A 23,246-nucleotide genomic window follows, 5' to 3' on the forward strand; every position below is an offset into this window, starting at 1 on the left:
AAAAATCCGGGAGACGCAGCACATGACTACACTGATTGACAGCGCACGCATCGAGCAGCACAACGCCAGCGTGTGCGCCGACCTCGAACTCGATTACGCCGCGCTTGGCGGCATGCTGGCGCGCCGCGGCCAGGACATCGAAAAGCTGACCGCGCTCGCGCAAACCTTCGCCGTCGCGCTCCCCAGCTGGGGCGTGGGCACGGGCGGCACGCGCTTTGCGCGTTTTCCGGGCACGGGTGAGCCGCGCAACGTGTTCGAGAAAATGGAAGACTGCGGCGTGATACAGAAATTGACGCGCGCCACCCCAGCTGTATCACTTCACTTCCCGTGGGATAAGCCGGGCGACGTCAAGGAGCTGCGCCAGGTCGCCGCAAGCTACGGCCTGGGTTTTGACAGCGTCAACTCGAACACCTTCCAGGACCAGGCCGGCCAGGCGCACAGTTACAAGCACGGCAGCCTGACGGCCTTGAGCGCCGAGGCCCGCGCGCAAGCCGTGGCGCACAATATCGAATGCATCGAGCTGGGCGCCGCGCTCGGCTCCAAAGGATTGACGGTATGGGTCGGCGACGGCGCCAATTTCCCCGGCCAGCACAATTTGCGCGGCGCGCTTGAGCGCTACCTGGACAGCATGCGCGGCATCTACGCGGCCTTGCCGGCCGACTGGCTGATGTACATCGAGCATAAATTGTTCGAGCCGGCGTTTTACGCCACCACCATTGCCGACTGGGGCACCAGCTTTGCCTGCGCCACCGAACTGGGACCGAAGGCCAAGTGCCTGGTGGACCTGGGGCACCACGCGCCCAACACCAACATCGAGATGATCGTGGCGCGCCTGGCGCAGTTTGGCAAGCTGGGTGGCTTTCACTTCAACGACAGCAAATACGGCGACGACGACCTGGACTCGGGCAGCATCAACCCGTTCCAGCTTTTCCTGATCTTTAATGAGCTGGCCGACGCCACCGCGCGCGAGCCGGCTTTCAAGCCGTCGTACATGCTGGACCAGTCGCACAACGTGACGGACCCGATCGAAAGCCTGATGAACAGCGCCATTGAAGTGCAGCGCGCCTTTGTGCAGTCGGCCCTGGTCGACCGCGCGGCGCTCGAGCAGCACCAGATGAACCACGACGTGCTGCAATCGGCGCAGGCGCTCAAGCACGCGTTTCGCACCGATGTCAGTCCGATCCTGGCCATGGCCCGCCTGCGCCTGGGGGGCGCCGCCGATCCGGTTGGCTGCTACCGCGCCAGCGGCTACCGCGCCAAACAGGCCGAACTGCGTCCGGCAGTGGCCGGCGCCAGCAGCAGCGGCATCGTTTGACGCGCAATGAAGAGCGCCAAGCTGCTAGCTGTCGTACTGTCCACCCACATTGGCCTCGCGCACGCGCTCACCCCGGGCGCGCCGGGGCCATCGGTTGCGCAACTGGCCGCCGGCTTTGTCACCCCGCCTGCCAACACGCGTCCTTTGGTGCGCTGGTGGTGGTTCGGCCCTTCGGCCAATAAACAGGAGCTCGAACGCGAACTCCTGGCCATGAAAGCGGGCGGCTTTGGCGGCGTTGAAATCCAGCCCGTGTACCCGATGGAGCTGGACGACCCTGCCCGGGGTATTCACAACACGCCTTACCTGTCGCGCGAATTTCTGGACGCGCTCAGCTTTGCCAACAAAACGGCCAACGCCAACCACCTGCGCGTTGACATGACGCTGGCCAGCGGCTGGCCGTACGGCGGGCCGCACATCGCGCCTGCCCACGCCGCCGCACGCCTGCGCAGCGTGGTCACCGAGCTGCCCGCGGGTGAAACGAACCCCATGCAGCCAGCCATCATGAGCGGCGAAAAGCTGCTCGCCACCTTCATCGGCCAAGGCAGCAGCGCCAGCTTTGATGCCGCCGGCCTCAAGCTGATTGATGGGATGGTGACCCCGGCGCCAGAGGCGCGCGTGGTTGTGAGCTACATCGCCAGCCGCACCGGCCAGCAGGTCAAGCGCGCCGCGCTGGGCGCCGAAGGCTTCGTGCTTGACCATTTAAGCCGCAGCGCCGTCGAGCACCATCTCGACAAGGTCGCCGCGCCCTTGCTCAAAGCCTTCGGCAAGCAGCCGCCGTATGCGGTCTTTTCAGACAGCCTGGAAGCCTACGGCTCCGACTGGACCGACGACTTCATCGCCGAATTCAAGCGCCGCCGCGGTTACGATGTCACGCCGCACCTGCCGGCTATCGTGAGCGGGCAGGGCGTCGCCGCCGCGAGCGTGCGGCGCGACTGGGGCTTGACCCAGACCGAACTTGTCAACGAACGCTATCTCACGCCAATTGACACCTGGGCCCGTGCGCACAATACGCGTTTTCGCTCGCAGACCTATGGCGAACCGGCGGTGTCGCTTTCGAGCAGCCGCCTGGTGGCGCTGCCCGAAGGTGAAGGCCCGCAGTTTCGCGCTTTTTCGTTCACGCGCCTGGCCACGTCGGCCGGGCACTTGTACGGCAAACCGGTCATCTCGGCAGAAACCTGGACCTGGCTCAATTCGCCCGCCTTTGCTGCCACCCCGCTCGACATGAAGGCTGAAGCCGACCGCATGCTGCTGCAAGGCGTGAACCAATTCGTCGGCCACGGCTGGCCGTACACGCCGCCCGGCACGCCGGAACCGGGCTACTCCTTTTACGCGGCTGCAGTGCTCAACGAGCACAATCCGTGGTGGACCGTGATGCCCGACGTGAACCGCTACCTGCAGCGTATGAGCTACCTGATGCGCCAGGGCGCACCGGCCAACGACATCGCGGTGCTGCTGCCCAATGACGACGTGTACGCCGCCTTCTTGCCTGGCAAGGCGTCACTGTCGGCCGAGATGCACAAGCACGTCACGCCCGAGCTGACCACGCAAATTCTCGACGCCGGCCACAACCTTGACTATGTCGATGCCGAATCGGTCATGGCGCTGGGCGTGGGGCACCCGGTACTGGTGATGCCGCACGTGTCGCGCCTGGCGCCGGACGTGATGGCCAGGCTGGCCGAGTACGTACGCGGCGGCGGCAAGATCATCGCGGTGGGCAGCAAGCCGTCGCTGGCGCCGGGCCTGGTCGACTTTGAACGGCTCTCGGCCAAGGTGCAGGCGGCTTCGCAGGCGCTGTTCGCCCAAGCCGGCGTGCAGTTCGTGGCCAACGATGCCGATCTGGGCGCGGCGCTGGCCAATGCCATCGTCCCTGACCTGCGTTTCTCAAGCCACGCCGCCGACATCGGCTTTGTGCACCGCAAGCTGGCCGACGCAGACCTGTACTTCATCGCCAACACCAGCAACCATGAGGTGAGCACCCGCGTCGACTTTCGCACGCCGCGCAAGTTTGCCGCCTGGTGGGACGCCGACACCGGCAGCATGACGGGCGCGGCGCTGGCGCCGCAGCTCAAGCTTGCGCCGTACGAGTCGCGCGTGCTGGTGATGAGCGAAGCACCGCAGCCCAGCGTACCGGCTCCGCGCCTGGCGCCTGCCACGCAGTTGGCCGACCTGGGCGCCGACTGGCAGTTGCGCTTTCCCGGCGCGCCAGCCGCGCGCATGCCTGTGTTGCGGTCTTGGACGGACAACCCGGCCACCCGCTATTTTTCGGGCGAGGCGGTTTATACCAGAGACGTTGATGTGACGGCCGCGCAGTTGACCGGCGCGCGCATCTCGCTCGACTTTGGCCCTGGCACGGCGCTGGCTGCCACGCCCGCCGTCCCGGCCGGCATGCGCGCCATGTTCGACAGCCCGCTGCGCGAGGCGGCCGTGGTGCTGGTCAACGGCCAGCGCGCCGGCGCCCTGTGGCATCCGCCCTATGTGCTGGACATCACGCGCTTGCTGCGCCCGGGCCGCAACCAGCTTGAAGTACGAGTGGCCAACCTGGCCTTGAATGCCAGGGCAGGGCGCTCGGAGCCGGATTACCGCTTGCTGGCGGCCCGCTACGGCGAGCGTTTCAAGCCGCAAGATACTGCCCTGGTTAAGCCCCAGCCCTCCGGCATGCTGGGCCCCGTGCGACTAATTGAAGAGAAAATCCAATGAACGGTCAACGTTACAAAATCCTGGGCGGCTCGCTCTTCGCGCTGCTGATGATGGTAGCCCAGGCCAGCGCCGCCGGCACCTTCAGCACCGCGCGCTATGGCGCCAAAGGCGACGGCGTCACAATGAACACCGCCGCTATCCAGCGTACCATCGATGCCGCCGCCAAAAACGGCGGGACAGTCATCTTCAAGGCGGGGACGTACCTGACCGGCTCCATCTTCGTCAAGAGCGGCGTCACGCTCAAGATCGACAAGGGAGTCACGCTGTTGGGTTCCCAGCATATCGCTGATTATCCTGTCATGCAGACCCGGATCGCGGGGGTCGAGATGCACTGGCCGGCGGCGCTGGTCAACATATATGAGCAAACCGGCGCTTCCATCATCGGCGATGGCACGATCGATGGCGACGGCAAGGTATTCTGGGACAGCTACTGGACACTGCGCAAGGCGTACGAGCCGCGCGGCCTGCGCTGGGCCTCGGACTACGACGCACAGCGGCCGCGCCTGGTGCAGGTCTACAAATCGTCGCAAGTCAAAGTGGGGGGCGGCCTGCTGCTGCGCCGCTCCGGCTTCTGGACGCTGCATGTCTGCTTTTCGGAAGACGTCACCATCGACGGGGTCGTGATTCGCAATAACGACGGCGGGCTCGGGCCGTCAACCGACGGCATCGATATCGACTCCTCGCGCAAGATCCTGGTGCAAAACGCCGACATTTCGGTCAACGACGACGCGCTGTGCCTGAAGGCCGGGCGCGACTCGGACGGCCTGCGCGTGGCGCGCCCCACCGAAGATGTCGTGATCCGCAATTCGATCGTGCGCGACGCCGCAGCCGGGCTCACCTTCGGCAGCGAAACGTCGGGCGGCTTTCGCAACATCGAGGCCTACAACATCACCGTCAAGGGCGGCAAGGTGCCGGTCGGGATCCTGTTCAAATCGGCCCATACGCGCGGTGGCTTTGGCGAGAACCTGCGCCTGCACCACTTTGACATGAGCGGCGTGCCGGTGGTTCTGCGCATTACGATGAACTGGAACCCGAGCTACAGCTACGCCCAGATTCCGGATAACGTGGCCGAGTTGCCGGCGGTCTGGAAGATACTGGCCACGCCGGTGCCCAAAGAACAGGGCATGGCGCGCTTTCATGACGTGCACCTGCATGACATCACGGCCCGGGGCGCCACCACGGCCTTTGAGGTGAGCGGCTTCAAGGAAGCGCCGCTGCAGCGCTTTCGGCTGGACCGGCTGGACATCGAGGCGGCCAGCGGAGGCCATATCCAGGATGCCGTGGACTGGCAGTTTTCGGATGCGAAGCTGATTCTGGGTGCTCCGGTGGCCCTCGAAAACGATACCGGCGTGCGCGGCTTGCCTGCCGCAGCTGCTGTCATCAAGGCGCCCGCGCCCCAGGTCGATCCGTCTAAAAAGAGTTTTGAAGAACAGGACAAGAGCTGACATGAACACGCGCCGTAACATCGTCTCCTTTGCCGCGCTGGCCCTGGCAACCGGCCTGCTGCACGCGCAAAGCTACCCACAGCCCACGAGCGCCATGCAAGCGATCATCGACAAGGACACCAGCCGTCACTTTGGCGACGCGCCGCTCGACGCCGGCCCGCTGGCGAGCGACTTGTCGGCCAGGCTTGAACCGGCCGCCATCGACAAGGCGCTGCGCAAGGTAGCCGACTGGCAGCTGGCGCGCTCGCGGCCCTATTTTGACCGCATCTGGACCTCGAGCGTGATGTACGCCGGCTTTATGGCCGCCTCGGCAGCGACCGGGGAGCGCAAGTACCGCGACGCCATGCTCGACATGAGCCGGCATTTTGACTTCCAGCTGCGCGACCGGCTGCCCAATGCGGACGACCTGAGCATCGGCCAGACCTATCTTGAGCTGTACCAGCAGGACAAGCGGCCCTCGTACATTGGCAAGACCAGGATGGAGCTTGATGACCTGATCGGCATGAAAACCGTAGCGCCGGGTGACCCGCGCCTGCCGTGGTGGTGGTGCGACGCGTTGTTCATGGCGCCGCCCGTATGGGCGAAGATGTACCAGGCCACGGGCGAGCGTAAATACCTCGACTACGTGCACGCGCAATGGAAACTGACGTCAGAGCTTTTGTACGACAAGACCGAGCACCTGTACGCGCGCGACGCCAGCTACATCGGCAAGCGCGAACCAAATGGCAAAAAGGTGTTCTGGTCGCGCGGCGAGGGCTGGGTCATGGCGGGCCTGGCGCGCACGCTGGACTTGATCCCGCCGGACGACAAGCAGCGCCCGTTTTACGTGCAGCAGCTGCGCGAGATGTCGGCGCGCGTGGCCGCCCTGCAGGGCGCGCACGGGCTGTGGCATGCGGGAATGCTCGATGCGGCCACCTATCCGCTGCCGGAAGTGTCCGGCTCGGCGCTGTTTGTGTACGCGATGGCGTATGGCGTCAATCACGGCCATCTGGATGCCGCCACTTATCGCCCGGTGATCGAGAAAGCATGGGCCGGCATTTTGAAGCATGTGTATGCGGACGGGCGCCTTGGGGGCATTCAGCAAACGGGAGCCGAGCCTGCGTTCTACCGGCCGGCGTCGAGCTACAACTACGGCGTGGGCGGCTTCATGCTGGCGGCGGCGGAACTCAAGCAGATGGCCAAGTGACGCAGCGCGCCTTCCGCATGCAGCTCAAGGCCGGTGCTGCCGACGAATACCGCAGGCGCCATGAGGCGCTGTGGTCTGACCTGGCTGCGGCGCTGACGGACGCTGGAATTTACGACTATTCGATATTTCTCGACGACGCCACGCATTGCCTGTTTGCGGTGCTCAGGCTGCGCGAGGGGGACACCAGTGCGACGCTCGCCAGTTCCCCGGTGATGCGGCGCTGGTGGGATTACATGGCGGACTTGATGGAGACCGAGCCTGGCAACCGCCCGCGCGAGTGGCCGCTCACGCCCATGTTCCACTTGCCCTAGTCACCGATCCGGCAGCCTGGCCAATTGTTCGCGCAGCCATTCCTCGGCCCTGCGCGGCCATGCGGATGCTGTTCCCAGGCCGCTTCGCATGCCCATCCCGTGCCCGCCCTGCTCGAACAAATACATCTCGGCCGGCACGCCCGCGCGCGTGAGCGCCTGGTAAAACAGGATGCTGTTCTCGACCGGGACCGTCTTGTCGGCCTGGGTATGCACCAGCAGTGTCGGCGGCGTGGCGGGGCTCACCTGCTGCTCCATTGACATCAGGTGCACCGCATCGAGCGTGGGCGCGCCGCCCAGCAGCGCCATGCGCGAACCGGCATGCGCGGCCGGTCCTGCCATCGTGATCACGGGGTACATCAGCATCATGAAGTCCGGCCGCGCGCTGACCGCATCCAACGCGGCGCCGGTGCGGCCAAGGGGATGGTCGAACAGCGTTCCCGCGCTGGCGGCCAGATGCGCGCCGGCCGAACTGCCCATCACCCCGATCTGCGCCGGGTTGAGGCCAAGCTTGCCCGCCTGCGAGCGCACCAGCCGCACCGCGCGCAGCACATCTTGCAGGGGCGCGGGGTGGCCAAACTGCGCCAGGCGATACTTGAGCACAAAGCTGGTTACGCCGAGCGTGCCAAGCCAGGCCGCATAGTGCGTCCCTTCCCGCTCGGTCGACAGGCGGCTGTAACCGCCGCCGGGGCAGATGATGACGGCGGCGCCGTTCGCCTTATCGACGGCGGGGCCGTACATGGTCAGCGTTGGCACGCTGACGTTACCCGTCTTGCCATCGGCCACAGTCTCCGCGCCGATCGCTTTAGCGCCCGGCACGCCTTCGGGCCAGAGCGGCATTACCAGTTCGGATGCGCAGGCAGCGAGCGACAGGTGGAGCAGGGCGGCCAGCACGACAAGGTATCTCATACATATTCCCGCAACAGTAAACGCCTATTGTCATCGCTTTTCGCGCCCTTGAGCACACCCCCCGCGCTTTGCTCACCCGCATGATTGCCGCTCATGTCGGTGATTGTTTCTGGCACGCATGGGCGTAGCGGCAGGCATCGCCTAGAATAGGGATTTTGTCCACCGTGAACGTTATGCACACATTGTTGCCCGCGCTGCGCCGCGCTCTTGCCTTTGTCGTTTTGCTCGGCTGCGTGAGCGCCTGTTCACAGGCTGCCTTGGCGCCGGCCGTCAACACCGATCCGCGCCATGGCCAGAAGATCGACCTGCCGGAACCGGCCAATCCGGCGCTGCCGTCGCTGTTTCTGATCGGGGACTCCACCGTGCGCAATGGCCGCAACGATGGCCAGAAGAAGGGCGCGCAGGGGCAGTGGGGCTGGGGCAATCCGATCGCCGCGCACTTCGATCCGAGCCGCATCAATGTGGTCAACCGCGCCATTGGTGGCTTGAGCAGCCGTACTTATCTGACGGGCGGCCACTGGGAGCGCACGCTCGCCTTGATCAAGCGCGGCGACTTCGTCATCATCCAGTTCGGCCACAACGACAATGGCGCCATCAACGACGCCACCCGCGCCCGCGCCAGTATCGGCGGCACCGGCGAACAGGCCGAACAGATCGACAACCTGCTGACCGGGCAGCGCGAAACCGTGCATACCTACGGCTGGTACCTGCGCAAATACGTGGCCGATGCGCGCGCCAAGGGCGCCACGCCCATCATCGCCACACTAGTGCCGCGCAAGCGCTGGGATGCCGGCGGCAAGGTGGTGCGCAACCTGGCCGAGCATGCCGGCTGGGCGCGCGAGGTCGCGCACCGCGAGGGCCTCGCCTTGATCGATCTGAACGAGGCCGTGGCCAGCAAATACGATGAGTTGGGCCGCGACGCGGTGCTCAAGCTGTTCCCGCAGGCAACGCCCGACGAGCATACGCATACCAACCTGGCCGGGGCTGAACTGAATGCGCGCATGGTGGTGGCGGGGCTGCCCGCGCCGCTTAAAGCGTTTCTTCGCCTGACCGAAGATGCGCGCCCCGTAGTCGACGCAGCTACGCTGCCGGACGAAACGGCGCGCGATCCGACGCTGCCCACTTTGTTCCTGGTCGGCGATTCGACCGTCAAGGGCGGCGGCCAGAATGGCGTCATCGGCTGGGGCGAGCGTATTGCGCCGTTCTTTGATGCGCGCAAGCTCAACGTCGTCAATCTGGCGATCGGGGGGCGCAGCAGCCGCACGTTCTTTACCGAAGGGCGCTGGAACAAAGCGCTGGCAAAGGTAAAGGCGGGCGACTTTGTGCTGATTCAGTTCGGGCATAACGATGGTGGGCGCGTGGGCGACCCGGCCAACAAGAACCGCGCGTCGGCACCCGGGACCGGGCCCGAGACGGTAGAGGACCGCAGGCCTGACGGGAGCGCGGAGCAGGTGCATTCGTTCGGCTGGTATATGGCCATGTATGTAGCCCAGGCCCGCGCCAAGGGCGCCGATGTGATCGTGTGTTCGCCCGTGCCACATCGCGATCAGTGGGAGAAGGGGCGCGATTTTGCGCTCGTGGCGCAGTGGGGCGAACAGGTGGCGCGCGCAGGCGGGGCGCAGTTTGTCGATCTGACGGGGCTGGTGAGTGATGGGTATCGGGCGGCCGGTACGGGCACGGTGAATGGTTTTTTTGCCGATGCCAGGACGCATACCAACGACGCCGGCGCCAGCTTTAATGCGGCGCGCGTGGTGGAGGGTTTGCGCAAGCTCGAGGGTGATCCGTTTGGGGCGTTTTTAGCGAGATGATCGCGCCATTGTGCTCGCGCAGGAGCGGCGTTTCCCGCCTGGTTTTGGTTTTCCCGTTTCCAGACGCCGCGGTTTCTGCGCTCGCGGGGACGAGGTCGTGATCTATTCGAGGCAATCGATGGTGCATCTTGTGCGGTTTCTATTCCTGGTTCTGGTCTGCCAGAGCGCCTTGGCAACCGAAACCTGGGTCGCGCAGACCGGCACCGCGCACGACTTTCCGCTCGCTACCCGCAGCGCCACCGCGTCCATCCACTATGCCGACACCGACGCCAAAGTCGTCGCCATCGCGGCCGGCCACCTGGCCGACGACGTGGAGCGCGTCACCGGCCGCAAGATGGCCCTCAACGCTAACTCGAACGGCCCCATGGTCCTCATCGGCACCCTTGGACACAGCCCCTTCATCGACCGCCTCGCCGCCTCCGGCCAGCTCGACGCCACGCGCCTGGCCGGCGCCTGGGAAAGCTTCATTATCGCCACCGTCCAGCACCCGTTCCCGGGCGTTGCGCAGGCGCTGGTCATCGCCGGCAGCGACCGCCGCGGCACCGCCTTTGGCGCCTACGAGCTGTCCCAGGCGATCGGCGTCTCGCCCTGGTACTGGTGGGCCGACGTGGTCCCGGCAAAAAGGCAGGCGCTCTACATTCGCGCCGGTACGCGCCGCTTTGGCCCGCCCTCGGTCAAGTACCGCGGCATTTTCATCAACGATGAAGACTGGGGCCTGCAGCCGTGGGCGGCGCGCACCTTCGAGCCCGAGCACGGCGGGATTGGCCCCAAGACCTACACGCGCGTGTTCGAGCTGCTGCTGCGCCTGAAAGCCAATACGCTCTGGCCTGCCATGCATGCGTCGACGCCTGCTTTCAACAGCTTTCCCCAAAATGCCCAGCTGGCCGACGACTACGCCGTCGTCATGGGGTCGTCGCACGCCGAACCCATGCTGCGCAATAACGTGAGCGAGTGGAAGGACGGGCCCGGCGCCTACAACTATCAGACCAACCGCGACGGCGTGCTGCGCTACTGGACCGAACGGGTGGCCGCCAACGCGGCTTTTGAAAATTTTTATACCGTCGGCATGCGCGGCGTGCACGACTCGCGCATGCAGGGACCTGCCACCGATCCTGAACGCATCAGTCTCTTGCAGCAGATCTTCGCCGACCAGCGCGCGCTGCTCGCCGCGCAGGGCGGCCCGAGCGCCGACCGGATCCCCCAGCTGTTCTGCGCCTACAAGGAGGTGCTCGGCCTGTACCGCCAGGGTTTGCAGGTCCCCGAGGACGTGACGATCATGTGGCCGGACGATAATTTTGGCTATATCCGCGGCTTTGCCAATGCCGCCGAACGGGCACGCCCGGGTGGCTTCGGCGTCTATTACCACCTGTCCTACCTCGGCGCGCCGATGTCGTACCTGTGGCTGAGCACCACGCCGCCCGCGCTGGTCTGGTCCGAGATGTCCAAGGCTTACGACACCGGCGCGCGCCGCATCTGGATTGCCAATGTGGGCGACATCAAGCCGGCCGAAGTCGATACCGAACTGTTCCTGCAGATGGCGTGGGACGCCAGGCGCTGGACTGCCGCCACGCTGCCGCGCTTTTTGCCAGAGTGGGCGCGGCGTGAGTTCGGCGCGCCGCATGCGGACGAAATTGCCGCCATCATGCAGGGCTATTACCGCCTGAACTACCGGCGCAAGCCCGAGCAGCTGCAGTGGTGGCTGCCCAAGGAGGCGCCGCGCCATAGCGACTTGTCGGCGCAAGAATCACAGGCGCGCCTGGCGCAGTTTGCGCAATTGAACGCGCGCGCCGAACGCGTGGCGCGCGCGCTCGCCCCCTCGTTGCAGGACGCGTTTTTTGAACTGGTGGCTTATCCGGTCGCCGCGTCAGCGCTGGCCAATCGGCGCTTGATCGAGGGCGAACGCGCCAACCTGGCAGCGGCGCTGGCGGCCAATGCGCGCCTGGAAGCGCTGACGGCGCGCTGGAACACCACGCTGGCCGGCGGCAAGTGGCGCCACATCATGGCCGAGGAACCGGCCGACAGCCAATGGCGTTCACTGCGCGCCGCGCGCTGGACCATGCCTGCCTATTCTGCGCCGGCCACGCTGCGGCAAGGGCCGATCATTACGCTCGAAGCGGAGCGCTACGATCACGCGCGCCAGCAAAGCGGCGCTGCGTGGACCGCCGTGGCCGGGCTTGGCCGCAGCGGCGCAGGTGCGGTGACTGTGCTGCCAGCGAGCGCGCCGGCTGTGTCACTGGAGCAGGCGCGCAACCGCGCGCCGCGCCTGGCTTACCGCTTCCGCGCCGCCGAAGGTGTTGCCGACCTGGCGGTCCACCTGGTGCCCACCCATCCAATCAGCGGCAACGCTTTGCGCCTGGCCGTGGCAATTGACGACGGGCCGCTGCAGCTGCTTGCGCTTGAGCTCAAGGATGGCGGCGCCGACTGGGCCGCCGGCGTGCTCGATGCGCGCCGCACCGCCCGCGCGCGCATGACGATTGGTGCGCCAGGCGCGCACACCTTGTACGTCTACGGCATTGACCCGGGCGTCACCCTTGACCGGATCGATATTTCCTTCCCGGCGCAATCAATCCCGTGATTGCGCGCGCCTGAAAATCCGAGCATCTGTTCGGTGAATTGGCGTGCGATACCGTTTATTTAGTTTATCTGATTAATTCCGGAAAAAACGTTATCGCATCTGCTCAATATGCGTCGCTTTCCTGCGCCGAAAAGACACTTTCGATCACATTGCTGAGTGTTTTTTGGAACGTCCCACACAGCGCAGATACGCCAATAGACTACAGGCTGTCCCGCGTGTATGTATCCAGCGGGGAGCGGTTGCACCGATCAGCAAGTCGACAAAACAGGTCCGCTACGAGACCAATAACGGAGATAGACAAATGCGTGAAAATTCAATAATCCGGCCGAATCGCCTGAGCTTTGCGGTATCGATGGCAATGGCCTTGCTGGCGGCCGACGTCGCGCTGGCGCAAGAGGTCAAACCGGCGCCAACGTCGCTGGCGCAAGACGCCAAAAAACCTGCCGCGCCGGCTGTCAAGAAGCCTGCCGCAGCGGTTGTCACCACCGACGTGAACACCGTCGTCGTGGTCGGCGCGCGCGAGTCGCAGCGCAGCAGCATCGCCCGCAAGAAGAACGCCAAGACGGCGATGGACTCGATCGTGGCCGAAGACGTAGGCGCTTTCCCCGACCGGAATGTGGGCGAAGCGATTTCGCGCATTGCCGGCGTGGCGCTCGACCGCGGCGACTTCGGCGAGGGCGTGAGCGTCTCGGTGCGCGGCAACGGCGCCGACCTGACCCGGGTTGAACTTGACGGCCAGGCGGTGCAAGCCGGCGGCGGCACTGACCTGCTGGGCGGCGGCGACGGGCGCGGCGTGGAGTTTCGCGAAATGTCGTCGGACCTGATCAAGAGCGTGGACGTGGTCAAGGGTTCGACCGCCGACATGGTCGAAGGCTCCCTTGGCGGGGGCATCATCATCAAGACGCGTACCGGCCTGGACTTCAAAAAGCCGTTTTACTCGCTGCGCCTGGGCGCTTCGCAAGGCTCGCTCAACAAAAAAACCAGTCCCAATGTGAATTTGGTCGTGGCCGATAAGTTCCTCGACAACCGGCTGGGCGTGCTGCTGAACGTCAACGCGTCTCAATATTATAACGAAGCCCATTCACTGGCCAATGGTGGCAGCAACAATACCCAGGGACCGCTGCGCCAGGTCGACTTTGACAACTCGCCGGAAAAGACGTTTTCCTTCAATCCGGCCGCACTGTCGAAGACTGAACCGTCCGTCACCAAGCCGTTCCTGATGTCGCCATTGACGGCAGGGGGCACGTTTGACGCCTCCAGCCCGATAGAGCTGGTCACCCGCTCGGGTGCGGCGGCCACCAAGGCTGATTGCAACGCCGCGTTCCCGGCGTTGACCAGCGCGCAGACGGGCGCCATCAATGGCCCCACGGCGCGTACGGCGGCGATCAACCAGCGCTCGAATGAACTGATCACGTGCCTGAACCAGTGGAACGATTACTCGCCATCGATCATCCGTTCGATCGTCAAGCAGCAAAATGACAAGCGTACCGGCGCCGACCTGCGCTTCGATTACAAGGTCAACAGCGCGCTGTCGGTGTATGCCAAGGGCAGTATCAACCGGCGCACGGTGGACGACCATGTCAGCTTCTACAATCTTGGCAACGTCAGCGTCAACAATGCGGCCGTCAATTCACCGACCACCGGCTACATTGGCAGCAGTATCGTCGACGCCAACGCGGCCGTTCGCGCGGCGGCTCCCAAGTCGGGTTACTACACGTATGCCAGCACGCCATCGTTTCGCGCTGGCGCAACGCCGGCCATGGGCGCCACGGCCAACGTCAAGCCCGGCTACACGGTCGACGACTCGCACCACCTGACCAAGTACACCATCACCGACGGCGGCTACGGCACCGACCAGATCAACAGCAAGGTCGAGACCAGCTCAAAATATCTGCAGCTGGGCGGGGCCTACAAGAGCGGCGACCTGTTTGCCGAGTTTTTTGTCGGCAGCGCCAAGTCCGACTCGATGCGTCATGATGTGCGCGCCGCGTATAACTATGGCTACGGCGAAGCGACCTTCAGCCTGTTGCCCGACGGCGCCTGGGCTTTCGCCCTGCCCGAAGGGAGCAACCGCGACCAGCTCAATTACGCCAACTATGCGCCGCTGGCGCCGGCCCCGGCCCAGGCTGCAGCGCCGCTGTCGGCCACCAATTCGCTCGCCACGCCGGCCTATACGCCGGCCCAGCGCGCGCTCTATACGCCGACCACCAACTTGCAGGTGATCCGGGCGCGCAAGAGCGAATCGGGTGAAAACACAGCGCGCGCGGACGTCACGTTCCGCCTGCGCGACCGGGTGCCATTCCTGACCTCGATCAAGACCGGCTTCAACTTGCGCGACACCTCCAGCGTGTCGTGGGGCCTGGGCGGCGGGGCGATCAAGGACCCGATCGGCACCTTTGGCACCCCCGGCTACCAGCCGGGCGCGTACCTGCCGAACCTGAACGCGAGAAGCTCCGTGGTCGGCTGCCAGAACACGCCAGGCTCGCTGGCGCCGGGCGGGCAGCCCTGCGCATACGGCTACAACCCGAGCACCAACCCGACCGCGCCGCTGTTCGGCCAGACGGTGCTCAGCCCGGCCGCCTATCTGGACATGGTCAAGCAGACTTTGTCGGTGGCGCCGTCCGGCCAGTTTTACGGCGGCGCCAAGGGGCGCGCGGACGGCTTGATCAACGGCTGGAACCAGATCGACATGGCCAAGCTGTACCAGCTGGCAGGCATCGAGAAGCACCTCGATTGCATCGTGCGCTGCACCGCGACCGACGGCAAGGACTACGACCAGGCCATCTCGCGCTACGACGAGCGTAGCTATGCCGGCTATCTCATGACTGACTTTGAGCTGAACCGCTTCCCGTTCACCAGACAGCCGCTGCCTTTCGGGATCGAATTGTCGGGCAATATGGGATACCGCATCGTCAAGACCAACGTCAAGGGCACCGGCCAGCTGGCCTTCACCTCGATTAAGAAGACAGCGGCCTACGATCCGGCCAATCCGGACGCCGCAGCCGGTATCGTCACCGCCACGTTCCGCCAGAATACCTCGATCGAAGATGATACGACCGACATCCTGCCGATCTTTAACCTGGCCGCCTGGATCGTGCCCAACAAGCTGGTGCTGCGCTACAACCGCGCCAAGACGGTGGCCCGTCCTGGCCTGAGCCGGCTGCTGCCGAACATCAACTGCCGGTACGACGAGCGCAGGCTCGATGCGCCCGACGACGCCGACGGCAGCGACGCCGACCAGACTTGCACCGGCACCATGGGCAACCCGGGGATCAAGCCGTTCACCAATATCAATTCCAACTTTGCCGTCGAGTGGTACGTGAACAAGGACACCATGTTCAGCGCTGCCACGTTCGTGCAGCGCGGGCGTATCGGTGCGCCGAACGGCGTGATCGCGCGCTCCGGCGTGAAGGTCTTTGGCGCCTCCGATTTTGTCGACCCGGTCTCCGGCGTGAAACTGTCGGACGTCGACTTCACCTTCAACCAGTACGACAACCTGAAGCCGTCCACGCGGCGAGGGGTGGAGTTTGGCACCAAGACTGCGTTCACGTTCTTGCCGTCGGTGCTACGCTACACCGGATTTGACGCCAACTACACGCGCGTGCGTTCGACCGAAGCGACGCCTACGCTCGACCTGCTCACGGGCGACACACTGCCGCCGCCGTATGAGCCGAAGTATTCGTACAACGCGTCGCTGTGGTACGACGACGGTGCTCTCTCGGCCCGCCTCGCGCTGCAGGTGGTGGCGCCGCGCTACAGCTGCTTTGCGCCGTGCACCAATTCGAACGTTGGCGTGAACAACTTCCCTGCCGACGGCGCGTCGAGCTGGCGCCTGCCGTACAACCCGGGCCTGCCGAACTTCATTGACCGCACCCGCTATCTGGATGCCAAAATGGCTTACCGCTTCAAGAACAACATAGAGCTGTTTGCCGAAGTGCGCAACCTGACCGGCGAGCGCACCCATAACAGCACCGGCGGCTATGAGGGCTATTCGAGCGGCGCGCCGAACCTTTTCTACGATAACTACAATGGCCGGCGTGTGATGGTGGGCTTGAATATCCGGAGCGCGCAGTGAGTTTGATGGCCAGGCCAGGCGCGCTGACGCTGGCGGGCAGCCTGGTGCTCGCTGCCTGGGGGCCCGCGCAGGCGGCGCCCCAGGCGAGCGCCGCGCCCGAGGTATCGGTCGTGACGGTGCTGGGACGCATGGCGCCGCGCACTTCACCCCGGGTACGGCGCTTGAGTTCGTCGTCGGCATCATCGTGTGCTTACGATGTTTCGTCCAGCCAGCAAGCTTTCATCGACAGCTACCTGGACAGCTTTCAGGGGCGCGAGCGGGGGCATGCCGGCGACGAATTGGACACGCGCGTGGAGGGCGATGCACAGGCTGGCGCCAGCTTCAGCGACACCAGCCCGTACGGCGACGCGACCGGCGCCGGCAAGCCGCTTGACGCCGAGGATCGCGAGGGCCGGCGTTCTGCCTGCACCCAGGCGTCGTACAGCGCGGCGGCGGGGCGCAACCAGATCGCGCGCACAGACAAGTCGCTGGCCGAGGCGTATGCGGCCTACGACCGGGGCGACTATGCGCGTGCGCTCGCTTCCTTCCAGGCGTCGTACAACAAGGTTGGCTGGGACGAGGCGGCGCTGATGGCCGGCACCATGTACGAAGCAGGCCAAGGCACGGCGCGCGACCCAAGGCAGGCAGCGGCGTGGTATGAAAAGCTGGCCCTGGCCAGGCTGAGCGCGGCCCATTACAGCAAGTTCGATCCGAAGGCGCCGCAACAGGGCACGCCGCGCATCGAGGCCCAGGTGCGCCTGGCGCAGCTGGCAATCACAAGCGGCGACATGGCGCGCGCGCGCTCGTGGTACCGGCAGGCGGCCGAACTCGATCATGTGCCGGCGCGGTATACACTGGGGCGCATGCTGTACAGCGGCTTTGGCGGCGAGCGGGATGTGGCCGGTGGGCTGAAGCTGTACGCTAGTGCGGCGCTTTCCGGCTACGTCCCGGCGCAGCTGGCGCTGGCGCAGGTATCTCAGGAAAATGACCCGCAAGGGGCGTTTGGCTGGTGGCAAAAAGTCGCCGTCAATGCGCCGGCCGGGCGCGACAAGGTCGAGGCGCAGTACGCGCTGGCGCAGGCGTATGACGAGGGCTTGGGCGTGGCGGGCGACCCGGCGCGGGCGCTGGTGTTTTACAAGCTGGCAGCGGTGGCGGGACATCCTGCGGCGCAAAATGCGCTGGGGACGTATTTTTTCCAAGGCCAGCAAGTCGGCCAGGATTTGCCGCTGGCGCGCAAGCTGTTTCTGGCCGCTGCCTCGCAGGGGTTGGACGCGGCGATGGTCAATGCGTCGGCCATGCTGTACCGGGGTGAGGGCGGGGTGAGGGATCCTGTGCAGGCGCTGTCTTGGCTGCGCCTGGGCGCCAAGTTGGGCAATGCGCAGGCGGTGCAGGGCGCGCAGGTGATGGAAAAGTCGCTTGCGCCGGATGAACTGGCGCGGGTGAACGCGGTGGTGCAGTAGTTTGCATGGGACTGTGGCACAAGAGGGACCGCGTGGCAGAACAACGTTGTCCTCGCGTGCGCGGCCGTCCGACGGCTCGGTACCCATAGAACGGATGCCAATAGTTCTATTCTAGTCAATGTGTTACCGTGATCAGCTCGTGTAAATGAGACCGTGACTCGTCCGTTCTATGGATCCCCGCGTGCGCGAGGACGATGTAACTGTGCTGCGCTGCTGTCCCTTCTGCTAAAGCCTAGTACGCGAGGACGTTGTGGTTCAGGGTTTTCGGCGCAAGCATACTGCGCGCGCGCTCGCCCTACGGTTTTAGCAGCGGCTCGAGCGCGCTCGCCCACATTTCGTACCCCTCGGCCGACAAGTGCAGCTTGTCGCGGCTTAGCCCTTTCCAGTTGTCGCCTTCCGGCGTAAAGCGCGCCGCCAGATCGATGTAAAACACGCGCTTGTCGTCCGCCAGTTTGGCCAGCTGCAGGTTTGCCTGGGCCATCTTCCCGGTCGCCCGCGCATTGGGCAAAATGCTCATCAAGGCGATCCTGGCAGCAGGGAACTTGCGTTGCGTGGCCGCCAGCACCGCTTTCACGCCGGCCGCAATCTCGTCCGGCGTATTCTGAACGTTGTTGGTGCCGATCATGACCACGGCCAGCTTGGGCGCCAGGTTCGGCAAGGCGATGTTCTCGAGCCGCCACAAGGTGTGCTGGGTCTTGTCCGCTCCCAGGCCGAAGTCGAAGCCGCGCTCCTCGAAATGCCGCTTCCACACCGGCCAGCCGGCGCCCCAGCGCCATTGCTCGGTGATCGAGTCGCCAACGAACACAATCTGCGCCGGCTGCCCCCGGCGGCTGGCCACGTAGTCGTTGAAGTAGGTCTGGTAATTCAGGCGCGGCCGGTAGTTGTCATCGTCGGCAATGGTGGTGGCCGGCGCGCCCGCTGAGCGCAGCGTGTCCACCAGCGCGGCTGGGACGGCAATGGCCGTGCCGTGGCGCATGCGCAGCGCCGTGCCGTCGTCGGGGAACTGCATTTTGGCGGTGACGTCTTCCCAGTTCACCATGTCGGGCGAGCGCAGCGCGCCGTAATGCTTCGAGGTGTACGCGTCGTAGTAGACGATGACGTCCTGGCCCACCTGCAGCGCGGTTGGCCCTTCCACCCACAGCCCGCTTTTGGTGATCGGTGCGCCCAGCTGGCCGAAAGGGCCGCGCACATCCGGCGCGGCGGCCAGCTGCAGGTATTTGCGCGGCGGATGGCGAGTTTCATCCTTCACCATCAGCCACGACTTGCCGAGCGCGCGCACGAAAGTGGCATCGATCACGCTAAAGCCGGGATCATAAAACAACTTTGTGGGGGTAAAGGACTTGAAGTCGCGCGTCGTCGTAGCGTACATCCGGTGATTGTATTTTTCTTCCGATGAGCCTTCGGTGAGCGGGAATTTGCCCGGTATGGTGGAGGCCCAGAATATGAGGAATTCGCCGCGCTTGTCGTCGTAGGTGATCTCAGGCGCCCAGGCGTTGAGCACTGTCGGCTCATGCGCCATCACGGGCAGTTCTTTTTGCTCGGACCAGTTCACCAAGTCGGTGGACGACGCGTAGCCGATGTTGTTTTCGTTCCAGCCCGACGTCCACACCATGTGGTAGGTGCCGTCCGGTCCGCGCACGATGCACGGGTCGCGCATCAGGCGCGATTTGCCGACCTTGGGCTGCAGATAGCTTTTGCCGCCATTGAGCTTGTCCCAGCGATAGCCGTCGCTGCTGGCCGCCAGGTGCAGGCCGTCTTCGCCGTTGTTGGTAAAGTAGGTGAACAGATAGGCGTCACCCGCGTGGGCGGCGGCGCTGGCGAGCAGCAGTGCCAGCGGCAGGAGTTTGGGCAGTTTCATTGATTGGTCTCGTCGCCAAGCGGGCGCTGTGTGGTGAAGTCGGGGCTGGCCGGAACGGCGAACGCCGCCACCGGATCGGGGTGGGCCGGATCGAACACGCCGGCGTCGTCGGCGATAAAGGCGGCGGCCGGCACCTTGGCCGCGCGCAGGCCGGTCACGATGGCCTTGGCAAGCTGGTAGCTGCCGTAGTTGTTGTGGTGCGTGTTGTCGGTCTGGCCGGGCTTTGGCTCGGCAAACGCCAGGCGCGATTGCTCGGGACCGAGCGCCTCGTAGAACGGTTTGCTGATCGCATTCAGGTCAATGAAGGCCGCGCCCAGTTCCTGCGCCGCCTGGCGCGCGGCGTTGGCGTAGTCGATCAGCGAGGGCCGCACTTTGCCATGCTCGTCAAAGCTGCGCCTTTCCATTGGCGAGACAATGACGGGCACGCCGCCGCGCGCGCGGATCCGCGTGACGTGGGTGCGGATTTCGTCCTTGTAGGTGGTGAACGGGCCACCCTTGCCATCCTTGAGCTGTTTCTGGTCGTTGTGCCCGAACTGCATGATGACTGTGTCGCCCGGCTGCAGGGCGCTGAGCACCTTGTCGAGCCGGCGCCGGGCGATCGCGTCGCGGTAGGTTTCGCCCGACTCGGCATGGTTGGCCACTGCAATGCCCGGCTTGAAAAACCGCGGCAGCATCTGGCCCCAGCTGGCGTACGGTTCGCGCCCCTGGTCGCAGACGGTCGAGTCACCCAGCAAGAACAATGTGGGCGTGGCCGCCGGCACGATGCGAATCTCGCGCACTGCGGGATGGGCGCCGATAAATTCGAGCGTCAAGCGCGCATCCCAGGAAACGGCTTCGTCCACGGTTTCGCGCGGCGCCTTGAGCTTGACCTGGCCTGCCGCCACGCCCGGCACTGCCTTGATCTGCGCGGTGCGCACATTGACCGTAAAGGTGCGCGTGGCCACTTCACCTGGCAAGGTGCGCACGTTTTCCAGCATCAGGCGCCGCAGTTCGGCCTTGACCGTGGTGCTGGCCGCCTGGCTTCGGTCGCCAAAGCTGATGCTGACGTTGTAATTGCCTTCGGGGAGGTCGGCATTGAAGACCAGGGGCTTGCCCCCTTGCGCCGCAGGGTCGAACGTGTAGCGCATGGCGTCGCTGCCATGCGCGCAGGCCGACAATGCCAAAGCGCTTGCCGCTGCGCTTGCCATCTTGGCGGCAAAGCCCACGCGCTTCATGGGGCCGCCGGCGCCGTGGCGATGCTCAGTGACGCTGGCGGCAAGCCCTTTACGGATGCCTTGAGCGTGATGGCGCTGCCCGTCGCAGTGGCCTTGACTACCGCCAGGCATTTGCCGGCGGCGGCCACGCACGCCGTGCCCTGGTACGAAGCGTGGCTGTTGATGTCGCCATTGTCGAGCGCTGCCAGCGCGCCGGGGCCGGCCACGGCAAAGCTGATCTCCTGGCCGCCGTTGGGAACCGTCACGCCCTTGGCGTCGACCAGGCGGGCAGTGACGAAGGCAGCGTCGTCGAATGCGGCGCTGAGCTTGGGCCGGCTGCTGGTCAGTTCGATGCGCGCCGCCGGGCCGGCCGTTGCCAGTTCTTCGGCGGCGACTTCCTGGCCGCCATTGCGGCCCACGGCGCGCAGCTTGCCGGGCGCGAAAGTGACGTTCCACGCACGCGGCGCGGCATCCTTGGGCAGGGCCTTGGCGCCCAGCGACTGGCCATTGAGGAACAGCTCGACTTCCTCCGCATTGCTGTACACCTCGACTTTGGCATCGTCGTAGGTTTGCATGTCGGTCGGGGTCCAGTCGTTGACCCAGGAGCCGGCGCCGCCGTTGTCGTTGTTGCGCACGATGTGCACCACCGGCTCGCTCGACCACCAGCTGCGCCGCTGCAGGCCGCGCGGCTTCCAGTTGCCGGCGCGATCGAACAGGCCCTGGTCATAGGTGGTGGCGGGCCAGTCGGCTTCGCCCAGGTAGTCAAAGCCGACCCACAGGAACTGGCCGGCGACAAAGGCGTTGTCGCGCATGGCGAGCCAGGCCGCGCTGGTGTGGCCGTTTTCGGTGCCGATGACCTTGCGCGCCGGCTTGGCCAGGTGCGCGGCCACCAGTTCGCTCTCGCGGTAGTTCTGGCCCACGATGTCCATGGTCTCGACGAAGCCATTCTGGTAGACCTTGGACAGGGCGGGGCGAAACAGCGCCATCGTCACCGGGCGCGTCGGGTCAAGCTGGTGCACCAGGTCTTGCTGCATCTTGTACTTCTGGAAGCCTTCGGGGTTGTCGAGGTTGTCATGGATCTCGTTGCCCACGCTGTACAGGATGATGCTCGGGTGGTTGCGGTCGCGCAGGATCATGGCGCGGGTGTCGGCTTCCCACCATGTCTTGAAGTTCAGGTTGTAACCCTTTTCGCCATTGTGTTTGGCGGCGGTCCAGGTGTCGAATGTCTCGTCCATGACCATGAAGCCCATGCTGTCGGCCAGGTCGAGAAATTCTGCGGCGACCTGGTTGTGCGAGGTGCGAATCGCATTCACACCCGCCTGGCGCAGCAGCGTAAAGCGTCGGCGCCAGGCGTCGAGCGGCACGGCAGCGCCCAGTGCGCCAGCGTCGTGATGCAGGCAGACGCCCTTGATTTTGAGGTTCACGCCATTGAGCCAAAAGCCGGTGACCGCCTCGAATTTTGCGTCGCGAATGCCGAAGGTGGTGCTTTGCTCGTCAAGTACCGCGTTCCCGTTGAGTAGCACCGACACGGCGCGGTATAGCGCCGGTTGCGACGGCGACCAGCGCTGCGGCGCCTTGACCGCGCCGGCCTGCTCCAGCGTGGCCGACTGGCCGGGTGCCACAGTCTGGGCGGTCTCGATGGTCTGGAGGGTTTTGCCGTCCGGGTCGACGATGGTGGTGCGCAGCGTGTAGCGAGCGCCGCTTGCCGATTCATTGACCACGTCCGCTTGCAGGCGCAGACTGGCGTTGTCGGCGCCGGCGTTCGGCGTGGAGACAAACACCCCGCCGGCGCCAAAGTGCACAGGCGCCGTGCTGACCAGTTTGACGTGCCTGAAAATCCCGGCGCCCGTGTAGTAGCGCGAGGCCGGTTGCACTGTCGTGTCGGTGCGCACGGCGATGACGTTGGCCTGGCCCTTGCCGAACTTGAGGTGGGCGCTCAGATCGAGGCTAAAGTTGACGTAACCGTAGGGGCGTTTGCCCAGGTGGACGCCGTTGATCCAGACGTCGCTGTTGGCCATCACGCCGTCAAATTCGATACGCACGCGGCGGCCCGCCTCGCCGGCCGGCAGCGTGAATTGCTTGCGGTACCAGCTCACGCCGCTGGGCAGGTAGCCGCCGCCGCGCCCGCTGGGGTTGGCTTTGTCGTAGGGGCCTTCAATGCTCCAGTCATGCGGTACGGCCACGCTTTTCCAGGCGGAATCGGGGAAGGCCGGCGCTTCGGCACCCGCCGCGTCGCCTTTCAGGAAGCGCCAGCCGGGGTCAAACGAGGTGGTCACGCGGCCGCTCTGGGCAAGCGCGGGAAAGGCGCCCAGCAGCAAGACGATGGTGGCGGTGAGACGAAGGGCTGGCAGCAGTGTTGGCATGAGGTCGGTTTCTATAGCGCGAATGGGGGAAAGCCTGAGCGGTATTCTATGTGAGGCATGCATGCGCGCAAGTGA

13 protein-coding genes are annotated in these 23,246 nt (G+C 65.1%); 9 read left to right on the forward strand and 4 right to left on the reverse strand.

The window, feature by feature from the left end; all coding sequences use genetic code 11:
• Positions 1–22 precede the first annotated feature (22 nt).
• The 5 genes from rhaI to ACP7BV_RS13785 are packed head-to-tail and all read left to right on the forward strand — an operon-like array spanning position 23 to position 6,954.
• The gene (gene rhaI / locus ACP7BV_RS13765) at positions 23–1,315 is read left to right on the forward strand and encodes an L-rhamnose catabolism isomerase (protein WP_426104520.1); all 1,293 of its coding nucleotides are present in this window, start codon (positions 23–25) and stop codon (positions 1,313–1,315) included.
• A gap of 6 nt (positions 1,316–1,321) precedes the next feature.
• Entirely contained in the window at positions 1,322–4,012 is a 2,691-nt protein-coding gene (locus tag ACP7BV_RS13770) for a tRNA(Met) cytidine acetyltransferase TmcA domain-containing protein (protein ID WP_426104522.1), read from the forward strand.
• Positions 4,009–5,457, forward strand: coding sequence for a glycoside hydrolase family 28 protein (locus ACP7BV_RS13775; protein ID WP_426104524.1), 1,449 nt, complete (start codon positions 4,009–4,011; stop codon positions 5,455–5,457). Before ACP7BV_RS13770 ends, ACP7BV_RS13775 begins: the two co-directional genes overlap by 4 nt.
• A gap of 1 nt (position 5,458) precedes the next feature.
• Positions 5,459–6,643, forward strand: a complete 1,185-nt coding sequence (locus tag ACP7BV_RS13780) for a glycoside hydrolase family 88/105 protein (protein WP_426104526.1) — start codon at positions 5,459–5,461, stop codon at positions 6,641–6,643.
• Positions 6,644–6,660: 17 nt separating this feature from the next.
• On the forward strand, positions 6,661–6,954 hold the full coding sequence (locus ACP7BV_RS13785) for an L-rhamnose mutarotase (protein ID WP_426104561.1): 294 nt from the start codon (positions 6,661–6,663) through the stop codon (positions 6,952–6,954).
• Here the strand turns inward: ACP7BV_RS13785 and ACP7BV_RS13790 are convergent, their stop codons facing one another.
• Positions 6,955–7,860: an alpha/beta hydrolase gene (locus tag ACP7BV_RS13790; protein ID WP_426104528.1), complete on the reverse strand. Its 906-nt coding sequence runs from the start codon at positions 7,858–7,860 to the stop codon at positions 6,955–6,957.
• 173 nt (positions 7,861–8,033) lie between these two features.
• Here ACP7BV_RS13790 and ACP7BV_RS13795 point away from each other — a divergent pair, with 173 nt between their 5' ends.
• The 4 genes from ACP7BV_RS13795 (at position 8,034) to ACP7BV_RS13810 (ending at position 17,757) form a co-directional block, all read left to right on the forward strand.
• Positions 8,034–9,668: a GDSL-type esterase/lipase family protein gene (locus tag ACP7BV_RS13795; protein ID WP_426104530.1), complete on the forward strand. Its 1,635-nt coding sequence runs from the start codon at positions 8,034–8,036 to the stop codon at positions 9,666–9,668.
• A 169-nt stretch (positions 9,669–9,837) separates the two neighbouring features.
• Positions 9,838–12,243 (forward strand): glycosyl hydrolase 115 family protein, encoded by a 2,406-nt coding sequence (locus tag ACP7BV_RS13800; protein ID WP_426104532.1) that lies wholly within the window; start codon positions 9,838–9,840, stop codon positions 12,241–12,243.
• A gap of 301 nt (positions 12,244–12,544) precedes the next feature.
• Positions 12,545–16,318, forward strand: a complete 3,774-nt coding sequence (locus ACP7BV_RS13805; RefSeq protein WP_426104534.1) for a TonB-dependent receptor — start codon at positions 12,545–12,547, stop codon at positions 16,316–16,318.
• Between the two features lie 5 nt (positions 16,319–16,323).
• Positions 16,324–17,757 (forward strand): SEL1-like repeat protein, encoded by a 1,434-nt coding sequence (locus ACP7BV_RS13810; RefSeq protein WP_426104563.1) that lies wholly within the window; start codon positions 16,324–16,326, stop codon positions 17,755–17,757.
• A 295-nt stretch (positions 17,758–18,052) separates the two neighbouring features.
• Here ACP7BV_RS13810 and ACP7BV_RS13815 read toward each other — a convergent pair whose 3' ends face one another.
• Genes ACP7BV_RS13815 through ACP7BV_RS13825 form a run of 3 tightly spaced genes read right to left on the reverse strand, consistent with a single transcriptional unit; the run spans position 18,053 to position 23,171 of the window.
• Positions 18,053–19,615: a GDSL-type esterase/lipase family protein gene (locus ACP7BV_RS13815; protein ID WP_426104536.1), complete on the reverse strand. Its 1,563-nt coding sequence runs from the start codon at positions 19,613–19,615 to the stop codon at positions 18,053–18,055.
• Positions 19,612–20,829 carry a rhamnogalacturonan acetylesterase gene (locus ACP7BV_RS13820; RefSeq protein ID WP_426104538.1) on the reverse strand — a complete coding sequence of 406 codons (1,218 nt, stop codon included), beginning with the start codon at positions 20,827–20,829 and terminating at the stop codon, positions 19,612–19,614. The genes ACP7BV_RS13815 and ACP7BV_RS13820 overlap by 4 nt, the downstream gene beginning before the upstream one ends.
• Positions 20,826–23,171 carry a glycoside hydrolase family 2 TIM barrel-domain containing protein gene (locus tag ACP7BV_RS13825; RefSeq protein WP_426104540.1) on the reverse strand — a complete coding sequence of 782 codons (2,346 nt, stop codon included), beginning with the start codon at positions 23,169–23,171 and terminating at the stop codon, positions 20,826–20,828. The genes ACP7BV_RS13820 and ACP7BV_RS13825 overlap by 4 nt, the downstream gene beginning before the upstream one ends.
• Positions 23,172–23,246: the final 75 nt, after the last annotated feature.

Source organism: Massilia sp. TSP1-1-2 (assembly GCF_049896185.1).
Classification (GTDB): Bacteria; Pseudomonadota; Gammaproteobacteria; order Burkholderiales; family Burkholderiaceae_D; genus Telluria_A.